Source organism: Micromonospora arborensis (assembly GCF_003205615.1).
Taxonomy (GTDB): domain Bacteria; phylum Actinomycetota; class Actinomycetes; order Mycobacteriales; family Micromonosporaceae; genus Micromonospora; species Micromonospora arborensis.
Genome location: NZ_PYBV01000004.1, coordinates 24,805 through 42,980, shown reverse-complemented (window position 1 = coordinate 42,980; position 18,176 = coordinate 24,805). Strand labels below are relative to the sequence as shown.

Genomic DNA, 18,176 nt, shown 5'->3' with positions numbered 1-18,176 from the left:
GCCAGGAAGCGGGCGGGGCCGCCGGGAGGGGTTAGTGGTTGGGGGGGATTACGCGGAGGTGGCCTCGGCGGCCGGTCTGGTGGGGGTTCTCGTGGTGACCCTGGTCGGGGTCCGGGGGGCGCGGGGCTGGGCGGGCGGCTTCGCGTACCGCCTCGGCCAGCGCGACCAGGTCGTCGGTGGTGGGCGGCGGCGGCTCGAACTCGCCCTCGTGCCGGACGACGTCCCAGCCACGAGGCGCGGTCAGGCTACGGGCGTGCGGCTCACACAGGTCGTACGTGTGTGGCTCGGCGAACGCCGCCAGCGGCCCCACCACCGCTGTCGACTCGTTGTAGACATAGGTCAATGTGGCGACCGCCTGCCGGGGGCAGCCGTTACGGGAGCAGCGCCGTGGTGACCTCACGGCGGCAGGGTATCTCCATTACCGGGTCCGGCGCATCGGTTCGCGTTGCGACACGCCCGTTGTGGTGATCACAGTTCGCCGTCCTGGGCTCGCCGCGCCATGGTAGCGGCGCTGCCGCTGACCAGCCCGACGCGGGCGCTACCCTTTGCCTCATGACGAGCCCGGAACACCGCCGCCCCGGCCCTGGCCGGCGCGTGCACCGTGACCGGCACGGGCGCGGCCTGCGCGGGCGGCTGGTTCCGGCCACCGTGCCGCTGGCCCGGACCAAGGCCGAGGTCTTCGACGACCTGGTCCTGGACACCGTCGAGACGCTGGAGCGTCGGTTCGCCAAGGAGTTGGCCGGGGTCGAGTTCGCGGTCGAGGACGTCCCGCCGGACCTGAACGTCTACGACTCCGATGTGCTGGAGGACGGCGAGGTCCCGCTGGCCCGGCTGCTGCCCGGCCGTCCCGGTCGCCAGGAGGTGCCGCCGCGGATCGTGCTGTACCGACGGCCTCTGGAGTTCCGGGCGATGGACCGTGAGGACCTCGCCGACCTTGTGCATGACGTGATCATCGAACAGGTGGCGAACCTTCTCGGGGTCGATCCCGACGAGCTCGCCTGAGCTGAGCCCCGCGCGGGTGAGTCGGGCGGCCCCCACCGCCCCAACCTCGCACCGCTCAGGCAGCCCGCCGCTTCAACTTGCGCCGCTCCCGCTCGGAGAGCCCACCCCAGATGCCGAACCGCTCGTCGTGACCCAGAGCGTATTCGAGGCATTCGGTCTTGACCTCGCAGCGCGAGCAGATCCGCTTCGCCTCGCGGGTCGAGCCGCCCTTCTCGGGGAAGAACGCTTCGGGGTCGGTCTGCGAGCACAAGGCCCGCTCCTGCCACTCCGGCGCGTTTCCGAGCAGGTCGGCCACCTCAAGCTGGCCGTCCATCAAATGCCTCCTTGTCGCGCACCGGCGTCATCGCCGCTGCAACCCCCCACGCGAAAGGCGTGCTTGTCCGTCCGGTCCCGTTTTGTTGCGTTCCGTGCGAACAACCCCATTCAAATTACACGCGTGTAATGCGTGCGCCGTCAAGCCAAACTTGATAATGGAGTCGCCCTCCCGACACCCCCGGACGACCGCTCGGGCCGTCCAGCCTCGCAACCTGCCCTATCGATTCAGACCCCGGCCGAGTAACGCCCTCTCCGGCGAGTTGCCCGACTTTTCTGCCGTGGCGCTTCCCTGACGAGTCGCCGCCAGGACGGTGCCAGACTCCCCTCCCCCCAAAGCTGATCTTGGTGGGGGACAGGTTAACGCGACGCGGCGCAGACTGCCCGCCAAGCTGGGCACAGCGCTAGCACCCCGTCCACGATGTGGACGGGGTGCGGCGTTCGAACCGGTGCGGTGAGGTCAGTCGACAGCCCCAAAACCGCTGCTGGGCCAGGCAAACTCGGCAATCCCTCCACCATGGACAGAAACTGTCCCGGCGGGCGTACTTTCGTCCCACCAGACGGTATAGATCCCCGCCGGCAGGTCGGGATAGACCGCACTGTGGAACGAGCCGTCCTGCACGCGGCGCTCCCGCACCGCCGAGTGGACCCGCCGGTCATCGTCCCGGCTGATCTCGATTTCCCGACCGTGCAGATCTCGACCCGTGTAGACGATCAGGGCACCGGTGTCGCCACCCAGATCGAGGATGACGCTCCCGGTCTCCGACGGCCCGTACGCGTGCTCGTGCATCGCCGCGCCCCCGCCGGTCAGGACGCCGCCGACGGGTTGTTGAACCCGTCGTACGGCGTACCCAGGTAGGGGAAGTTCGCGAGGAACGGCGCGGTCACGTCGGCGGCGCTCAACCCCGGGGTGACCGCGGCGGCCGCCGCGTCCGGGCGGAACGTCTTGTCCACCAGCGGGATGGTCAGACCGGCGATCGCCCGCAGCGCGATGCTGACCACGTCGTCGGCGACCCGCCGTCCGTTCGGGAACCCGGCCAGGTCGCCGCCGAGCACCCCGAACCGGTCCGGGCGGCGGGTCGGCGGGATCGCGGTGTTCAACCGCAGCATGTCGGCCTGCACCTCGCCGGTGGCGTTGGTGAAGCCGTCGATCAGCCCGGCGGGCACGCCGGTGAGCAGGATCGCCACCAGGTCCGCTCGGGCCTTCTTCGCCTTGGTGAGCTTGTCCAGATTCGGGAAGACGTCCGGGTAGAGCGCCGGCAGCAGAGCCGCCAGCTCCGGCTGCTCGACGAACTGCGCGAAGCGCTTGTCCTCCGACGGCGGCAGCGAATTCCACAGGTCCTTCTTGGACATCGGCACGATGACCTCGTTGAACAGCGGATTGCCCAACCGGGAGACCTGGGTGAAGGGGCCGGTGGCGGTGTCCGCCCCGCCCCGGTCGCCGAGCACCCGCACCTGCCGGCGCGACGCCGACGTCCACACCCCGAGCACCGATGCCTGGTCACCGGCACCGTAGCGGTTGGCGCGGCGGCGCACCTGCTTCAGCGGCACCTGGACGGCGATGCTGTGCACGTTCATCCGGTCGGTGGCGTTGACCGGCTCCCCCTCCGCCTTGAAGATCTTCTTGCCAGCGACGTGCAGCTGCTGGAACGGCCGCAACGTGCCGAGGTCGAAGATCGCCCCCAGGTCGACGAAGAAGCCGTCCGCGCGCTGCCCGGCGAAGACCCGCTCGCCGGTGGAGAGCGAGTAGGTGGCCTGCCGCACCAGCTCGGCGTACTTCGGGGTGGACAGCGGGCCGACGTTGCACGGCGGGCAGGGCAGCTTGTGTGCCAGCCGGTGCTCCCGGCCGTCGGCCACCCGGGTCAGGCTGTAGAACTGCCGCCGGTTCCAGTTCTCGCTGTCCAGCGAGTCGATCGGGCCGGTGTTGTAGAGGAAACTGTTCGGATTGGTGATCTCGGTGGTGAATTCGAACCGGTAGGTGACATCCGGACGACCGTCGCCGTCGTTGTCGATATGGATCTCGTAGCGCACGTCGTCACCGAACTCGAAGAAGTTCGGCCCCCCGGAGGGCAGCTGCAACGGCACGTAGTTGGCGATCAACGTGACCGTGTCCGGCTTGTCGGGGCTGACGAACGCGTACAGATCGGAGCTGTCGGCGACCGGATCCTTGGCTATCTCCGGGGCCTCGCGGTGGGAAGACATGGCGGACCAACCTCACTGGGCGGGGACAGGATGGCAGTGCGGAGGGTCGGGTCAGCGCCGGGCGGCGCGCCGCAGCCGGTCCGCCAGGCTGCGGTCGCGTACCTCGATCCGGGCCTCACCGACGAAGACGTCCATCGTTCCGGACTTGGCGTCACGTAGGTGCACGACGATCGGTTCGTCGCCTCGTCCGGGGGCGTTCTGGGCGGCCGACAGGCCCGGCACGGTGAGCGCGGCGGCGCCGAGGGTGGCGCTGGCCGCGGCAGTCAACGTCTGCCGGCGGGTCAGTCGCGGCCAGGGCCGCTTCCGCTGATCACTGGTCATGGGCAACCTTTCCGGCGGCGGCGCGAACGCGCCCGCGAGGACGGACGGGTCCGGTGCCGTCCAACGACGCCGGCCGGACCCACGAGGGATCACCGGCGGCGGTCCTCGCCGCGACCGCCGCCGGCACCGCGTGGTACGGCCGGCGGCGGGGAAAGGTTCGACGTCAGGGCCGGACGTGACCGTACGCGGTCGTTCGCTTGCGCGCCGGACGCCCGGCGGCCTTCGCGATGGCCCGCAACTGCTCCTCGGTACGCGCCGACCCGTTGTCGGAGCCGGCCATCCGCGAGATGGTCTCCTCCATCAGCGTGCCCCCCAGGTCGTTGCAGCCACCCTGGAGCATCGCCACCGTGCCCTCGTCGCCCAGCTTCACCCAGGAGCACTGGATGTTGTCGATCCGACCGTGCAACAGCAGCCGGGACATGGCGTGCACCACCCGATTCTCCCGCCACGTCGGCCCGGGTCGGGCGATGCCGGCCAGGTAGATCGGGGCGTTGGTGTGCACGAACGGCAACGCCACGAACTCGGTGAACCCTCCGGTGCGGTCCTGCACACCGGCCAGCACCCGGAAGTGCGCCAACCACTGCCCGGGGTGGTCGACGTGGCCGTACATCATCGTTGAGCTGGACCGGATGCCCAGCTCGTGCGCGGTGCTGACCACGTCGACCCAGGCGGCGGCCGGGAGTTTGCCCTTGGTCAACACCCACCGCACGTCGTCGTCGAGGATCTCCGCGGCGGTGCCGGGGATGGTGTCCAGCCCCGCCTCCCGCAACTGCGTCAACCACTCACGGACCGGGACGCCGGCCTTCGCGGCGGCGGTGACGATCTCCATGGGCGAAAACGCGTGCACGTGCATCTCGGGCACCCGGGCCTTGATCGCGCGCACGATGTCGGCGTACCCGGTGACCGGCATCTTCGGGTCGATGCCGCCCTGGAGGCAGACCTCGCTGGCGCCGGCCGCCCACGCTTCCTCGGCCCGGTCGGCGACCTGGTCGACGGAGAGCCGGTACGCGTCGGCGTCCCGCTCCCGCTGGGCGAAGGCGCAGAACCGGCAGCCCACATAGCAGACGTTGCTGAAGTTGATGTTGCGGTTGACCACGTAGGTGACGTCGTCACCGACCGTGTCCCGGCGCACGTCGTCGGCGAGCCGGCACAACGCGTCGAGCGCCGACCCGTCCGCGCCGAACAACGCCAGCGCGGCGTCGGTGTGCCGAGGGTCGAGCAGCGCCGCCGGGTCGTCGGCGGCGAGCTTGAGCCCGGCCGCCAGGTCACGGTCCGCGCCGCTCCCGGCCGCCACCGGGGGTACGCCCGCACGCCGCGCCGCCGCCTCCGGGGTGACCTTGCCGGCGACCTCGGACCAGTCGCCGTAGACGCTGTCGAAGTCGCCCCGCCGGTCATCGGTCCGGCCGGTGGTGTCGATCGTCTCGTGCAGGTCGGTCCGCCCGCCGAACACCTCCTCCGGCTCCTGCCAGGGAAGACCCTGGGGCAGCGCCGACTCGACCGCCATCCCCGTCGTCGCATCGGCCAGGGCGCCGACGTGCGGCAGCAGTCGCGGGTCGAGCCACGGGTCACCGGCGCGCACGTACTCGGGATAGATCGTCAACCGCTCCCGCAGCGTGAACCCGGCCAGCTCGGTGTGCCGGGCCAACTCCTCGATCTGCGGCCAGGGACGCTCCGGGTTGACGTGGTCCGGGGTCAGCGGGGACACACCGCCCCAGTCGTCGATGCCGGCGCGCAGCAGCAGGTCGTACTCACCGGCGATGAGATTCGGTGGGGCCTGGATCCGCGCCTTCGGGCCGAGCAGCAACCGGGCCACCGCCACCGTGGCCGCCAGATCGTGCAGCTCCGCGTCGGGCATACCGCGCATCGCCGTGTCCGGCTTGGCGCGGAAGTTCTGCACGATCACCTCCTGGAGGTGGCCGTACTCCCGATGAGCGCGACGGATCGCGAAGAGCGCGTCCACCCGCTCCGCCGAGGTCTCCCCGATGCCGATCAGGATGCCGGTGGTGAACGGCACCCCGACCCGGCCCGCGTCCTCAAGCACCCGCAGCCGGACCGCCGGCTCCTTGTCGGGTGAGCCGAAGTGCGGGCCGCCCGGCTCGGACCAGAGCCGGGTCGCGGTCGTCTCCAACATCATGCCCATGCTCGGTGCGACGGGCTTGAGTCGTTGCAGCTCCGACCAGGTCAGCACCCCGGGGTTGAGGTGCGGCAGCAGCCCGGTCTCCTCCAGCACCGCCACCGCGCAGGCACGCAGGTAGTCCAGGGTGGAGTCGTAGCCGCGCTCGTCCAACCAGCTCCGGGCCGCCGGCCAGCGCTCCTCCGGCCGGTCACCGAGGGTGAACAGGGCCTCCTTGCAGCCCTGCGCGGCGCCGGCTCGTGCGATGGCCAGCACCTCGTCGCGGTCGAGGAACGGCGCCGGCAGCCGGTGCGGCACGGTGGCGAACGTGCAGTAGTGGCACCGGTCCCGGCAGAGCCGGGTCAGCGGGATGAAAACCTTCTTGGAGTACGTGACCACACCCGGCCGCCCGGCGTCGCGCAGGCCGGCGTCACGGATCCCACCGGCCACCCGGAGCAGCTCGTCCAACGCGTCGCCACGAGCGGACAGCAGTGCGGCCGCCTCATCGACGTCCAGTGCCCGCCCGGTCGCAGCCCGGCCCAGGGCCCGCCGCACGCTGGCGTCGCTGGGGGCGGAGAAGGTGCGATCAACCATCCGCTCAGCCTATGCGCTGCGCGATCCCATCCCGCCAACCCGTGCCTTCACCCCCCGTCCGCCCCGTTGATCATCGGGTTATCGCCACGACACGCCGCGCCGACGGACAACAACTCCATGGTCAACAAGGGCGGGTGGGGGGTGGCGGGCGGGCGTGGGGCTAGTGGGGTTGGTCGGGGTGGTTGGTTGGGTTGATCCGCTGGGTGCGGTCGGTGTCCGCGTCGGCGGGGCGGGAGATCACCTCGGTCGGGTCGGCCGACTGGCGCGGGATGGCCTGCGTCGGGTCGGCCGACGGCGGCTGCCCGAACGGCGGCGCGGCCGGGGACGGCTGCCCGAACGGCGGCGCGGACTGCGGGGCGGCCGGGGACGGCGGCGCGGACTGCGGGGCGGAGTTCACCGGCGGCGCCGACTGCGGCGCCTGGAACGGCGGTGCCGACTGCGGGTGCGGCGGTGCCGACTGCGGGGCCTGGAACGGCGGCGAGGGCTGGCCGTACTGGCCGGGGAACTGCGCCGGCGGGTAGCCACCGGGCTGGCCGGGGGTCGGCCACCCGCCTGCCGGTTGGCCACCGGGCTGCCCCGGAGCCGGCCAACCACCCTGCTGCTGCGGCCACCCTGGCTGCGGCTGGCCGTAGACACCCGGCTGGGGCTTGGGCCGTGGCACGTAGTAGTGGGCGCGCCAGACGGTGTAGACGACCCAGGCGGCGACCGCAAAGATCACCAGCCAGGCGAACCGGCTGAGCAGACCGAGGAGCGCGTCGAGCACCTCCACGTCGGCCAGGCGGCCCACCGTCCAGATCAGCATGGTCAGCATGCCGAACACCGCGCTGACCGCGTACTCACCGAGGGCGACCTGTGTGATCAACTTCGCCTTCGGCACCACCGGCGAGATGTGCGTGGCCAGCAGCACGGCCAGCAGTGGCAGAGCCACCGCCTCCACCCCGATGAACGCGCCGAAGGCGCCGCCCGCACCAGCGGTGAAGGACCCACTCGGGGTGATCAGCCGGAGCAGGCCCACGAAGAGGAAGACGGCGTTGGCGCCGAGCAACGCGAGCGCAGCGAGTTCGCGTAGTGGCTTGGTCAGCTGACGGGCCTGCGTCGCGTCGGTGGACGCGGGCTCGGCGGGGCTGGTCACGAGCTCCCCCTCGGGGCATGAACGGACAGGGCGCACGTGAGCCTAGTCTCTGGGGCCACGAGCGGACCGGAGGCGTCACGTGCGCGAGGATGGTCGACATGCACATCGTGGTTCTGGCCGGCGGTATCGGCGGCGCCCGGTTCCTGCTCGGCGTCCGGGCGTACGCCCGCGAGGTCGGCGCGGAGGTGACCGCCGTGGTCAACGTCGGCGACGACCTGTGGCTGCACGGGTTGAAGATCTGCCCCGACCTGGACAGCGTCATGTACACGCTCGGCGGTGGCGCCGACCCGGAGCGGGGCTGGGGGCGGGTCGGCGAGAGCTGGACGGTCAAGGGCGAGCTCGCCGCGTACGGGGCGCAGCCGGACTGGTTCGGCCTCGGCGACAAGGACATCGCCACCCACCTCGTCCGCAGCACCATGCTCAACGGCGGTTACCCGTTGAGCGCGGTCACCGAAGCGCTGTCCACCCGCTGGGAGCCGGGGGTGCGTCTGCTGCCGGCGACCGACGACCGCCTGGAGACCCACGCTGTCATCGAGGACGAGCAGGGTCAGCGGGCGATCCACTTCCAGGAGTGGTGGGTGCGGTACCGGGCCGACATCCGTACCCATCGGTTCGTCTTCGTCGGGGCGGAGACCGCGAAGCCGGCGCCCGGGGTGCTGGACGCGATCGGCTCGGCTGACCTGGTGCTGGTCGCACCCAGCAACCCCGTGGTGAGCATCGCACCGGTGCTGGCCGTGCCGGGGCTGCGCGAGGCGGTGGCCGACGGTCCGGCCCCGGTGGTGGGTGTCGCGCCGATCATCGGCGGCGCTCCGGTACGGGGAATGGCCGATCGCTGTCTCGCCGTGCTCGGTGTCGAGTGCAGCGCGGCCGGGGTGGGCCGCCTCTACGGGGGCCGGACGGACGGCGGCCTGCTGGACGGCTGGCTGGTGGCCGAGGAGGACGCGGACACGGTGGTGCCGGGGGTGACGGTCCGCGCGGTGCCGCTGCGGATGACCGACGAGGCGGCGACGGTGGCCATGGTCCGCGCCGCGGTGGAGTTGACGTGAGACTGGAGATCCTGCCGGTGCTCGGCATCGGCCACGTGACCGAGGGTGACGATCTGGCGGCGGTGATCGCGACTGCGGCGCCGTGGCTGCGAGACGGTGACGTGCTGGTGGTGACCAGCAAAATCGTCTCCAAGGCGGAGGGCCGACTGGTCGACGTCCCGGCGGACGGGCCCGAGCGACTGGCCGCCCGGGACGAGGTCCTGGCCGGTGAGACCGTCCGGGTGGTCGCCAGCCGAGGGCCGACCCGGATCGTGCAGACCCAGCACGGTTTCGTGATGGCCTCCGCGGGGATCGACGCGTCGAACGTGGACAAGACCCAGCTGGTGCTGCTGCCCGTCGACCCGGACGCCTCGGCGCGGGCGCTGCGCGACGCGCTGCGGGAGCGCTACGACCTGGACGTGGCTGTGATCATCAGCGACACCATGGGTCGGCCCTGGCGCAACGGGCTCACCGACGTGGCGCTCGGCGTGGCCGGGATGCCCGCCATCCGCGACCACCGGGGCGAGGTGGATCCGTACGGCAACGAGCTTCAGTTGACCCAGATGGCCGTGGTGGACGAGCTGGCCGGTGCCGGCGAGCTGATCAAGGGCAAGTGCGACCAGGTCCCGGTCGCGGTGGTGCGGGGTTACTTCTCCGCCACCAACCCGGACGACGCGGGTGGCGCGCGTGCGCTGGTCCGCGACGCCGCACAGGATCTCTTCTCGCTTGGTACCGCGGAGGCTCGCGCCGCCGGGCTGGCCGACGCCGCCACTCTGGCCGATGGTCGCGGTCCGACGCCGGTCGACCTGACCGCGGTACGACGGGCGATCGACGCGGTCGCCGGGGTGGTCACCCCCGGCACGGTCTTCACCCTGGTCGACGAGGCCGAGGTACGCGCCGGACTGGTCGCCGAGATGCCCGGGTGGCCGGACGGCGCCGCTCTGGTGCTCGGCTCGGCCCCGACACCCGTCGAGCCGATCGGTCTGGTCCGCTTCGGCGCCGACCTGCACCGACTGCGCGTCGCCCTGGCCGCCGAGGGCGTCGGGTCGACCCTGTTGCCACCGCCGCCCGGCAGCCCGGCGAGCGCCGCGCTCGCCCTGTGAGCAGCCCGGCGAGCGCCGCGCTCGCCCTGTGACAGGTGGCCGGGTCACGCGTCCAGCATGGCCCGGCCGAGCGGCGTCAACGTGTGCAGCACACTGTTGCGGTCCCGGTGGCTGACCAGGAGGCCGGCGTTGCGCAGCACCGTGGCGTGCTGGCTCGCCGCCGCCGGTGAGATGTTGAGCTGGCGGGCGACCTCGCCGGTGGTGCAGCCCTCGTCGCTGGCCTGCAACACCGCTGCCCGGGTGCGGCCGAGCAGCGCGGCGAGTGAGTCGCGGGCAGCACCTGACGGGGCCGCTGCGGTGTCGTCGACCGATGCCAACCCGCCCAGCCGGTCCACCGGGTAGACCAGCACCGGTTGCAGCGCCGGGTCGAGCAGGGCGACAGGTGTTTCCGCGCAGAAGAAGGACGGCACCAGTAGCAGCCCTCGGCCGTCCAGGTGCAGCTCCCGGTTGTGCGGGTAGTGGCGGACCTGGAGCACCCCGCCGTCCCAGTGCAGGGCCGGCCGGAGGCTGGTGAGCAGGCCCTCGACGCCGCCGTCGAGCAGCGCTCTGGCCCGGCGGGCCCGGTCCGCCGCGACGGCCGACTGGATCTGGCTCCAGTACGGGCTGATCGCCAGCGACCGGTACTGCTCCATCGAATCGGTGAGGTGGTGCAGCACCGCCACCTCACCCCGGGCCAGCGCGGCGGCCGAGGAGGGCAGGTGGTTCTCGGCGGCGAGCACGCTCAGGTCCCGGTGCAGCATCCCGGTCGGGGTGCTGCGGACCGCGTCCAGCCCGGCCTCGAAGCCGTCCACGCTGGCGTACGGGGTGAGGAAGTCGGGGAAGTAGCCGCGCGGCGGGTTCAACGCGAAGAGCAACCTGAGTTGTTCGGAGGCGACGTCCTGACGCAGCCCTCGGGACACGGTGCGCCGCCAACTCGCCGTCGACGGGTCGCGGTTGCGGCCCTGCAGCGCGTGCAGGCTGAGGACCAGCTCCCAGACCGGGTCCGCAGCCGGCGCCACCCGAGTCCGGAGGATGTCCTCCCCAGAAAAGTGGATCTTCAGCATGGAGCGCTCCAGTGTCGCCGGCAGGGGGATGCCGGATGACCGTTCGACTCTACCTGGACGGCACTAATCTCCATCTTTAAGCCTGGACTGAAAACCCTCGACGTCCCCCGGAACGGTTCGTCATGCTTCCAGTGCCCGAACACCGTGCCGGCGCGTCCTGCATGCTCCGGTCCGAGGGCACCGGGACCGGGGAGGCCTCGGTGATCGGGCGGCGCCACGAGGGTCTGCGGCCCTTGCTCCGCAGAGGTGCCGCCCGGTCATCCCGCACCGCACCGGCAGATGCCCGGCTCAGCCGACCCAGAGCGCGACCCGGTGATCCTCGTCCGTGACGTAGAACGGTCGCCCGTCCAACTCGGCCAGCCCCTCGACGTGGTGGAACGGCGACAGGTCCGCCACCGACTCCCCGACCAGCCGGTACGCGTCCTCCGACGCATCGCCCGGAAGCCGGAAGTGGACGTGCCGGGAGGTGACGTCACCGCCGCCCGGATGGTCGTCGAGCAGCACCGATCCCTTGCCCAGCGCGTCGATCGAGCCGATCACGGCCGCGTACCCGCCGTCGGTTGTGGGGGTGATCGCGCGGAACCCGGTCAGCTCCCCCGGCGGCGTGACCCCGGTCAACACGTACGCGCGCAACGCCCGCGGCCACGCCGGCTCCGCCGTGAACATGTCCGGCACACCGGCCACCTCGACCAGGATCGGTTCGCCCGCCTCCGTGACCGGAAACCGCAGCCCGAGCAGCGCCGTCCCGCCCGGGGTGAAGGCCGCCGCCTCCACGTTCAACGGAAGGTCGTCCGGGGCCAGCCGGCTCACCCAGCGCTTCTCCCGGGCGGTCCCCCTCGCCAACGTCTCGACGATGAACCGGGCCCGCACCCGCTCCCCCGGCGGCAACAGGGTCAGCGGCGACCCGGCGAGGGCGTCGTTCACCGCCCGGTGCAACCGGAACGAGTTGCGTACCACGTGCACCGGCACGAGCCCGGCGGCCGCGTCGTCCTCCCGGAACCGGGCCACGAAGGCACGCCGGGGACGCAGCGGGCCAGCCTTCGAGCCGAAGTGCGAGCCGAAGACGTACACCCAGCCGTCGTGGTGGGCGAGCGCCTCACCATCCTCGGTCCGCCCGTTCTCCGCACCCGCGTCCGCCATTACGTGCCGGGCGGTCCACTCGCCGTCGTCACGCTCCAGCAGCAGCGCCAGGCAGCGTTCCACCGGCCCCTCGTCCAGCACCGTCCAGAAGCCCCGCCGGGCACCGTACGCGCGCAGCAGCGCCGCCGAGCGCACCGGCAACAGATCGCTGGCCTCGTTGCCGGCCACCACGAATTCGACGAGTCGGAGAGTCACCGAGCCAGCGTACGGAGCACACGCTCGTACAGTGACGGGATGCCCGACACCGCGATCACCGGACCGACCGCCCACCCGACCGACCCCGAGACGTACGCGTCGCTGCACGCCGATGCGACCGCGCTGCTCGAAGGCTGGCAGCCCACCAGCCCCGAGGCGGCCAACGCGCGGGAGCGGACCCTCACGCTGCTCGGCGCCGGGCCGATCGCGATGAGCCGGCAGCACCGTCCGGGGCACATCACCGCGAGCACGCTGGTGTTGGACGCCACCGGTACGCGGGTGCTGCTCTGCCTGCACGGAAAGTTCGGTCGGTGGGTGCAGCTCGGCGGGCACTGCGAGCCGGTCGACGAGACCCTGGTCGCCGCCGCGCTGCGCGAGGCGACCGAGGAGTCCGGGATCGCCGGCCTGCGCATCGACCCGGTGCCGATCGACATCGACGTGCACGAGGTGCTCTGCCAGGGCGGCTCACGCCATTACGACGTCCGGTTCGCCGTGCTCGCCCCGCCCGGCGCGGTGGAGCAGGTCAGCGACGAGGCCGAGGAGTTGGGCTGGTTCCCATCGGACCGACTGCCCGAGCCGCTGGCCGGCGGGACCGCACAACTGGTCACGCCGGCCCTCGCAGCCCTCAGACGTAGCCCTCTTCGCCTCGCTCCTTGAGCTCGTCGACCAGGGCCTTGACGTCCTGGGCCCGGTCACGCGGGCAGACCAGCACCGCGTCCGGAGTGTCCACCACGATCAGGTCGCTCAACCCGAGGACGGCCACCAACCGCCCCGACTGCGGCACGACCACCAGGTTGTTGCTGTCCCGCAGCAACACACCCGGCTTCGCGTCGGTGCCGAGCACCACGTTGCCCTTGTCGTCGGCCGGCAGCACGTCGCCCAGGGTGTGGAAGTCGCCGACGTCGTTCCAGCCGAAGTCGCCCGGCACGGTCGCGACGCGACCCGCGGTGGCCGCGCCCTCCATCACCGCGTAGTCGACGGAGATCTTCGGCAGGGTCGGCCAGATCGCGCCGAGGATCTCGTCCTGCTCCGGGGTGCCCCAGGCGGCGGCGATCGCGGTGACACCGGCGTGCAACGCCGGCTGTTGCCGGGCCAGCTCGGCGAGGAAGACGTCCACCCGCCACACGAACATGCTCGCGTTCCACAGGTGCCGGCCCGAACGGACGTACGCCTCGGCGACCTCGGCGCCCGGCTTCTCCTTGAACTCGGCCACCGTCCGCCACGGCGCGCCCTCGGTCTCCTCGCCGGTCTCCAGGTAGCCGTAGCCGGTCTCGGCGCGGGTCGGGGTGATCCCGACGGTCATCAGCAGGCCCTGCTCGGCCCCGCGGACCGCCTCCTGGACCGTGCGGACCCAGCTCCCCGGGTCACGGATCAGGTGGTCGGCGGCGAAGCTGCCCATCACCGCGTCCGGGTCGCGTACGGCGATCACCGCGGCGGCCAGGGCGATGGCCGCGCAGGAATCGCGCGGGGAGGGTTCGACCAGGATGTTCTCCTCCGGCAGACCGGTCAGCTGCCGAGCGACCGCCGCGACGTGCGCGGCACCGGTGACCACAAGGGTCCGATCCGGTGTGGTCAGCGGCGCGAGCCGCTCCACGGTCGCCTGGAGCAGCGAGGAGTTGGTGCCGGTCAGCGGGTGGAGGAACTTGGGGTGGCCGGCGCGGGACAACGGCCACAACCTTGTGCCGCTGCCACCTGCCGGGATGACCGCATAGAGCATCCGCACATCATGCCTGACGACCCTGTCCGCAGTGGCACGGGTCACCGTCGGGGCTCCGGAGGTCACGAACGGGCGCGGCTCCACGCGGCGATGTGCACCTCGGCGCTGGACTCCCAGGTGAACTCCTTGGCCCGGTCGAACCCGGCCTTCGCCAGCGACAACCGCCGCTGCTCGTCGTCGAGCAACGCGGCCAGGTCGGTGCCGATCTGCTCCGCGTCCTCCGACGTGTACGCGACCGCGTCGCCGCCCACCTCGGGCAACGAGAGCCGGGGCGTGGTCAGCACCGGGGCGGCGCACGCCATCGCCTCCAGGATCGGCAGCCCGAAACCCTCCCCGTAGGACGGGTAGGCGGCGACGAGCGCGCCGCCGAGGAAGCCGGGCAGGTCGGCGTAGCGCAGGTAACCGGGGCGGAGCAGGCGCAGGTGCGACGGGACCTCGGCCACCGCCCGGTCGATGTCGTCGTCGTGCCCCTGCCCACCGGCGATCACCAGGGCCGGCGGCTCCGCCCGATCGGCCACCGCACGCGCCCAACCACGGATCAGGTTGGGCACGTTCTTACGCGGCTCCTTGGCGCCGAGGAAGGCGACGTAGCTGCTGTTGCCCAGCCCCAGCCGGGCGCGTACGCGGGCCTTCTCCTCCTCGGTGGGGGCGTGGAAGGCAGCCTGGTCGACGCCGTGGTAGGCCACGTCGATCCGGGTCGGGTCGGCGTCGAGCAGCCGGATCAGCTCGTCCCGGGTGGCCTTGCTGGGCACGATCACCCGGTTGGCGCGGCGCAGCGAGGTCTTGATGGCGCTGCGGAAGAACGTGCGGCGGGACTTGTCGTAGTGCTCCGGCTCGGTGAAGAACGTCGCGTCGTGCACAGTGACGGTGACCGGGCAGCCGGCCCGCAGCGGGCAGGTGTAGAAGGGCGAGTGCAGCACGTCGGCGCCCACCTGCTGGGCGAGCAACGGCAGGCCGGTCTGCTCCCACGCGAGCCGGGCCGGGCGGTGCGCCACGGCGGCCGGAGCGGGGATGATCTCCGCCCCGGGCAGCATCCGGGTGTAGCGCTCCAGGTCGGTGCGGAGGCTGACCACGGCCAGCTCCACCCCCGACCCGCACACCTTGCCGAGGGCACCGAGCAGACCGTCGACGTATCGACCGACGCCACCACGGTCGGCGGGGACACTCGTGGCGTCGATGAGCACGCGGGGCGGGCGACCGGCGGTCACGGGGCGACTCCTTGCACTGGCGGGTCTGTGGGGAACAACACTCCGGGGCTCAAGCCTACGCCGGGGCGTGGGGCCGACGCTGACTGCGACCCGACGGTATGCCGAGTTGTCATCGTCTTCGAGTACGGCCCGCAGGGGCGTATCGTTCGCGCCGATGGCCGACAACATTGCCCGGGTGTTCGCCGACGCGATCGCGACCAACCCGACCCGACCGTTGCTCACCTGGTACGACGATGCCAGTGGCGACCGCACCGAACTCTCCGGCGCCACCTTGGCGAACTGGGTGGCGAAGACCGCCAACCTCCTCGTCGACGAGGTCGGCGTCGCCCCGGGCACCCCGGCCGGCGTGCTGCTGCCGCCGCACTGGCAGACCGCGGCGGTGCTGCTGGGTTGTTGGTCGGCGAAGCTGAGCGTCGTCGACACAGCGGGCGACGTGGATGTGCTCTTTGCCGCCGCCGACCGGCTCGACGAGGCGCAGTCCTGGCCGGCCGACGAGCGGTACGCTCTCGGGCTGGCCCCGCTCGCCGCCCCGCTCCGCCAGGTGCCGCCCGGGTTCGCCGACTACGTGGTCGAGGTACGCGGACACGGTGACCACTTCACGCCGCAATCCGGTCCGGGCCCCACCGACGCGCACCTGCTGGGCCGCGCCGAGGCCCGCGCCAGCGAGTTGGGCATCGAGCCCGGCGCGCGGGTCCTCGTGGACGCCACCCGATACCGCGACCCGGTCGACTGGCTGCTGGCTCCCCTGACCCGGGCCGCCACCGTGGTCCTCTGCGCCAACCCGGACCCGGCCCGCCTGGCCGCCCGGGTGACCACGGAGAAAGTCACCCACTCTCTCCCGTGACCCACCCGCCGTCCCCTTCGGCCGGCATACGTCGGCGTCGAGGGCACGCGGGTGCGCCCCGCGCCCTTTGCTCTGCTTCACCCCAGGCAACACTTAGCAACCCACACTGTTGCCTGGGGTGAAGCAGAGCAAAGGGCGACCTTGCCAGGGCAGGGCTGCCCCCGGTCGAGTGAGCCGGCGCGCAGAAACTCTCAGGCGGGAGTGCTGTCGGTGGCCCGGCGTTGGGCGAAGGCGGCGAAGGCGGTCAGGGATTCGGGGTTGGCCAGGGCGCCCTTGGCTGCGGCCTGGTCGACCGGGGTGCCGGTGAGGATCTTCTTGACCGGCACCTCCAGCTTCTTCGCCGAGAGGGTGCGGGGCACCGAGCGCACCTGGTGGATCTCGTCGGGGACGTGCCGGGGTGAGAGCGCGGTGCGCAGTTCCCGGCAAATCTTCGCGCGCATCGGGTCGTCCATCTCCAGGCCCTCGGCCAGCACCACGAAGAGAAGCAGTTCGCCGGCACCGCCCTCGTCGTCCTCCAGGTGCACGACGACCGAGTCGAGCACCTCGTCCAACCCCTCGACCACGGAGTAGAACTCGGCGGTGCCCAGCCGCACGCCGCCACGGTTGAGGGTGGCGTCGGATCGTCCGGTGATCACGCAGCCGCCCCGGGAGTTGATGGTGATCCAGTCACCGTGCCGCCAGACGCCCGGGTAGACGTCGAAGTACGCCTCGGCGTAGCGGGTGCCGTCCGCGTCGTTCCAGAAGCCCACCGGCATGCTCGGCATCGGCTCGGTGATCACCAGCTCACCCAGCTCGCCGATGACCGGCGTGCCGTCGGCGGAGCGGGCCTCCACCTTCGCGCCCAACGCCCGGCAGGCGATCTCACCGGCGTACACCGGCAGCAGTGGCACCCCGCCGACGAAACCGGTGCACACGTCGGTGCCGCCGGAGAGCGACTGGAGTTGGAGGTCGTCGCCCACGGTCTCGTACACCCATCGGAAGCCCTCGGCGGGCAACGGCGCCCCGGTCGAGCCGACGCCGCGCAGCGCCGACAGGTCGGCGATGTCCCGAGGCACCAGGCCGGCCTTGCGGCAGGCCAACAGGAACGGAGCCGAGGTGCCGAAGTACGTGGTGCCGGTCTCCGCCGCCAGCCGCCACAGCCCACCGAGGTCAGGCTCAGCCGGCCGGCCAGGCTCGGCCCGTACCGCCGGGTTGCCGTCGAAGAGCACGATGGTCGCGCCCACCGCCGGGCCGGACACCAGGAAGTTCCACATCATCCAGCCGGTGGTGGTGAACCAGAAGAACCGGTCCGCCGCGCCCAGGTCGTGGTGCAGGGCGAGCATCTTCAGATGCTCCAGCAGGATGCCGCCGTGGCCGTGCACGATCGGCTTGGGCAGCCCGGTGGTGCCCGAGGAATAGAGCACGTACAGCGGGTGGTCGAACGGCACCGGCGTGAACGTCAACGGCTCGTTGGTGGGCGCGGCCAACTCAGCCCAGCTCAGCGTGTCCCCCGGGGAAGCCGGATCGTGGTCGGTCGCGCCTGCCGGGTCCAGGTACGCGATGCTGACGGTGTGCCGCAGCGACGGCAGTGCGGCCCGGATCGCGGCGACCTCGGCACGCCGGTCCACGGCTTTGTCGCCGTAGGTGTAGCCGTCCACGGCGACCAGCACGGTCGGCTCGATCTGCTGCCACCTGTCGGTGACGCTGCGGGTGCCGAACTCGGGGGCGCAGGACGAGAAGATCGCGCCCAGGCTGGCGGTGGCCAGCAGCAGGACGTACGTCTCGCCGATGTTCGGGGCGTACGCCGCCACCCGGTCCCCGGCGGTGACGCCGAGCCGGCGCAGCCCGGCCGACACGCGGCGGACCTGCTCGCGCAACTCCCCGGCGGTCAGCGTGACCGGCGGTCGGGTCTGGCTGTGCGCGACCACCACCGGGTCGTCGTCGGTACGCCCCGGCATCCGCAGCACGTTCTCCGCGTAGTTGAGCGTGGCCCCGGGGAACCAGCGGGCACCGGGCATTCCCCGCTCGGCCAGGGTGGCGGTCGGCGGGGTGTGCGCGACCACCTCGAAGTAATCCCAGATCGAGCGCCAGAACGCGTCCAGATCGGTGGTGGACCAGCGCCACAGCGCGTCGTAGTCGGCGAAGTCCAACCCACGGTGCTCCCGCAGCCAGCGCAGGTAGTCGCCGATCCGGGACCGCTCACGTACGTCCGCCGGCGGCGCCCACAGCATGTCACCCACTGGTCC

At 71.9% G+C, this 18,176-nt stretch carries 17 protein-coding genes; 5 read left to right on the top strand and 12 right to left on the bottom strand.

Annotated features, from left to right (window positions below; translation table 11 throughout):
* Positions 1 to 31 precede the first annotated feature (31 nt).
* Positions 32 to 400, bottom strand: coding sequence for a DUF3499 domain-containing protein (locus C7C45_RS03090; protein ID WP_110562109.1), 369 nt, complete (start codon positions 398 to 400; stop codon positions 32 to 34).
* Between the two features lie 152 nt (positions 401 to 552).
* On the opposite strand from C7C45_RS03090, the gene C7C45_RS03085 reads away from it, so the two are divergent.
* Positions 553 to 1,002 (top strand): metallopeptidase family protein, encoded by a 450-nt coding sequence (locus C7C45_RS03085; RefSeq protein ID WP_110562108.1) that lies wholly within the window; start codon positions 553 to 555, stop codon positions 1,000 to 1,002.
* Positions 1,003 to 1,057: 55 nt separating this feature from the next.
* Here the strand turns inward: C7C45_RS03085 and C7C45_RS03080 are convergent, their stop codons facing one another.
* From C7C45_RS03080 to C7C45_RS03055, 6 genes are all read right to left on the bottom strand, one after another.
* Positions 1,058 to 1,315, bottom strand: coding sequence for a WhiB family transcriptional regulator (locus tag C7C45_RS03080; RefSeq protein ID WP_007455784.1), 258 nt, complete (start codon positions 1,313 to 1,315; stop codon positions 1,058 to 1,060).
* 459 nt (positions 1,316 to 1,774) lie between these two features.
* Positions 1,775 to 2,104: a phospholipase gene (locus tag C7C45_RS03075; RefSeq protein WP_110562107.1), complete on the bottom strand. Its 330-nt coding sequence runs from the start codon at positions 2,102 to 2,104 to the stop codon at positions 1,775 to 1,777.
* 17 nt (positions 2,105 to 2,121) lie between these two features.
* Positions 2,122 to 3,516, bottom strand: a complete 1,395-nt coding sequence (locus tag C7C45_RS03070) for a DUF4331 domain-containing protein (protein ID WP_110562106.1) — start codon at positions 3,514 to 3,516, stop codon at positions 2,122 to 2,124.
* Positions 3,517 to 3,567: 51 nt separating this feature from the next.
* Positions 3,568 to 3,837: a hypothetical protein gene (locus C7C45_RS03065; protein ID WP_110562105.1), complete on the bottom strand. Its 270-nt coding sequence runs from the start codon at positions 3,835 to 3,837 to the stop codon at positions 3,568 to 3,570.
* Between the two features lie 163 nt (positions 3,838 to 4,000).
* Entirely contained in the window at positions 4,001 to 6,544 is a 2,544-nt protein-coding gene (locus C7C45_RS03060) for a bifunctional FO biosynthesis protein CofGH (RefSeq protein WP_110562104.1), read from the bottom strand.
* 160 nt (positions 6,545 to 6,704) lie between these two features.
* The gene (locus tag C7C45_RS03055) at positions 6,705 to 7,676 is read right to left on the bottom strand and encodes a hypothetical protein (RefSeq protein ID WP_110562103.1); all 972 of its coding nucleotides are present in this window, start codon (positions 7,674 to 7,676) and stop codon (positions 6,705 to 6,707) included.
* Positions 7,677 to 7,774: 98 nt separating this feature from the next.
* On the opposite strand from C7C45_RS03055, the gene cofD reads away from it, so the two are divergent.
* Entirely contained in the window at positions 7,775 to 8,722 is a 948-nt protein-coding gene (gene cofD / locus C7C45_RS03050; protein WP_110562113.1) for a 2-phospho-L-lactate transferase, read from the top strand.
* Positions 8,719 to 9,804: a coenzyme F420-0:L-glutamate ligase gene (locus C7C45_RS03045; protein ID WP_110562102.1), complete on the top strand. Its 1,086-nt coding sequence runs from the start codon at positions 8,719 to 8,721 to the stop codon at positions 9,802 to 9,804. The genes cofD and C7C45_RS03045 overlap by 4 nt, the downstream gene beginning before the upstream one ends.
* 44 nt (positions 9,805 to 9,848) lie before the next feature.
* Here the strand turns inward: C7C45_RS03045 and C7C45_RS03040 are convergent, their stop codons facing one another.
* Together C7C45_RS03040 and C7C45_RS03035 are read right to left on the bottom strand one after the other, a co-directional pair.
* Positions 9,849 to 10,847, bottom strand: coding sequence for a winged helix-turn-helix domain-containing protein (locus C7C45_RS03040; protein ID WP_110562101.1), 999 nt, complete (start codon positions 10,845 to 10,847; stop codon positions 9,849 to 9,851).
* Between the two features lie 288 nt (positions 10,848 to 11,135).
* Positions 11,136 to 12,182 carry a hypothetical protein gene (locus C7C45_RS03035; RefSeq protein WP_110562100.1) on the bottom strand — a complete coding sequence of 349 codons (1,047 nt, stop codon included), beginning with the start codon at positions 12,180 to 12,182 and terminating at the stop codon, positions 11,136 to 11,138.
* A gap of 39 nt (positions 12,183 to 12,221) precedes the next feature.
* On the opposite strand from C7C45_RS03035, the gene C7C45_RS03030 reads away from it, so the two are divergent.
* Entirely contained in the window at positions 12,222 to 12,839 is a 618-nt protein-coding gene (locus C7C45_RS03030; protein WP_110562099.1) for an NUDIX hydrolase, read from the top strand.
* Here C7C45_RS03030 and C7C45_RS03025 read toward each other — a convergent pair.
* Together C7C45_RS03025 and C7C45_RS03020 are read right to left on the bottom strand one after the other, a co-directional pair.
* The gene (locus C7C45_RS03025) at positions 12,808 to 13,899 is read right to left on the bottom strand and encodes a mannose-1-phosphate guanylyltransferase (RefSeq protein ID WP_110562098.1); all 1,092 of its coding nucleotides are present in this window, start codon (positions 13,897 to 13,899) and stop codon (positions 12,808 to 12,810) included. The genes C7C45_RS03030 and C7C45_RS03025 overlap by 32 nt on opposite strands.
* Before the next feature lie 62 nt (positions 13,900 to 13,961).
* Positions 13,962 to 15,107 (bottom strand): glycosyltransferase family 4 protein, encoded by a 1,146-nt coding sequence (locus C7C45_RS03020; RefSeq protein ID WP_110562097.1) that lies wholly within the window; start codon positions 15,105 to 15,107, stop codon positions 13,962 to 13,964.
* Between the two features lie 154 nt (positions 15,108 to 15,261).
* On the opposite strand from C7C45_RS03020, the gene C7C45_RS03015 reads away from it, so the two are divergent.
* Positions 15,262 to 15,951 carry a TIGR03089 family protein gene (locus tag C7C45_RS03015; RefSeq protein WP_110562096.1) on the top strand — a complete coding sequence of 230 codons (690 nt, stop codon included), beginning with the start codon at positions 15,262 to 15,264 and terminating at the stop codon, positions 15,949 to 15,951.
* Positions 15,952 to 16,142: 191 nt separating this feature from the next.
* Here C7C45_RS03015 and C7C45_RS03010 read toward each other — a convergent pair whose 3' ends face one another.
* On the bottom strand, positions 16,143 to 18,170 hold the full coding sequence (locus C7C45_RS03010) for an acetoacetate--CoA ligase (protein ID WP_110562095.1): 2,028 nt from the start codon (positions 18,168 to 18,170) through the stop codon (positions 16,143 to 16,145).
* Positions 18,171 to 18,176 lie beyond the last annotated feature (6 nt).

Bases quoted from the DNA above. Each gene is read 5' to 3' on its own strand.
- C7C45_RS03085 (WP_110562108.1), top strand. From the start codon at position 553: ATGACGAGCCCGGAACACCGCCGCCCCGGCCCTGGCCGGCGCGTGCAC.
- C7C45_RS03080 (WP_007455784.1), bottom strand. From the start codon at position 1,315: ATGGACGGCCAGCTTGAGGTGGCCGACCTGCTCGGAAACGCGCCGGAG.
- C7C45_RS03075 (WP_110562107.1), bottom strand. From the start codon at position 2,104: ATGCACGAGCACGCGTACGGGCCGTCGGAGACCGGGAGCGTCATCCTC.
- C7C45_RS03070 (WP_110562106.1), bottom strand. From the start codon at position 3,516: ATGTCTTCCCACCGCGAGGCCCCGGAGATAGCCAAGGATCCGGTCGCC.
- C7C45_RS03065 (WP_110562105.1), bottom strand. From the start codon at position 3,837: ATGACCAGTGATCAGCGGAAGCGGCCCTGGCCGCGACTGACCCGCCGG.
- C7C45_RS03060 (WP_110562104.1), bottom strand. From the start codon at position 6,544: ATGGTTGATCGCACCTTCTCCGCCCCCAGCGACGCCAGCGTGCGGCGG.
- cofD (WP_110562113.1), top strand. From the start codon at position 7,775: ATGCACATCGTGGTTCTGGCCGGCGGTATCGGCGGCGCCCGGTTCCTG.
- C7C45_RS03040 (WP_110562101.1), bottom strand. From the start codon at position 10,847: ATGCTGAAGATCCACTTTTCTGGGGAGGACATCCTCCGGACTCGGGTG.
- C7C45_RS03030 (WP_110562099.1), top strand. From the start codon at position 12,222: ATGCCCGACACCGCGATCACCGGACCGACCGCCCACCCGACCGACCCC.
- C7C45_RS03025 (WP_110562098.1), bottom strand. From the start codon at position 13,899: ATGCTCTATGCGGTCATCCCGGCAGGTGGCAGCGGCACAAGGTTGTGG.
- C7C45_RS03015 (WP_110562096.1), top strand. From the start codon at position 15,262: ATGGCCGACAACATTGCCCGGGTGTTCGCCGACGCGATCGCGACCAAC.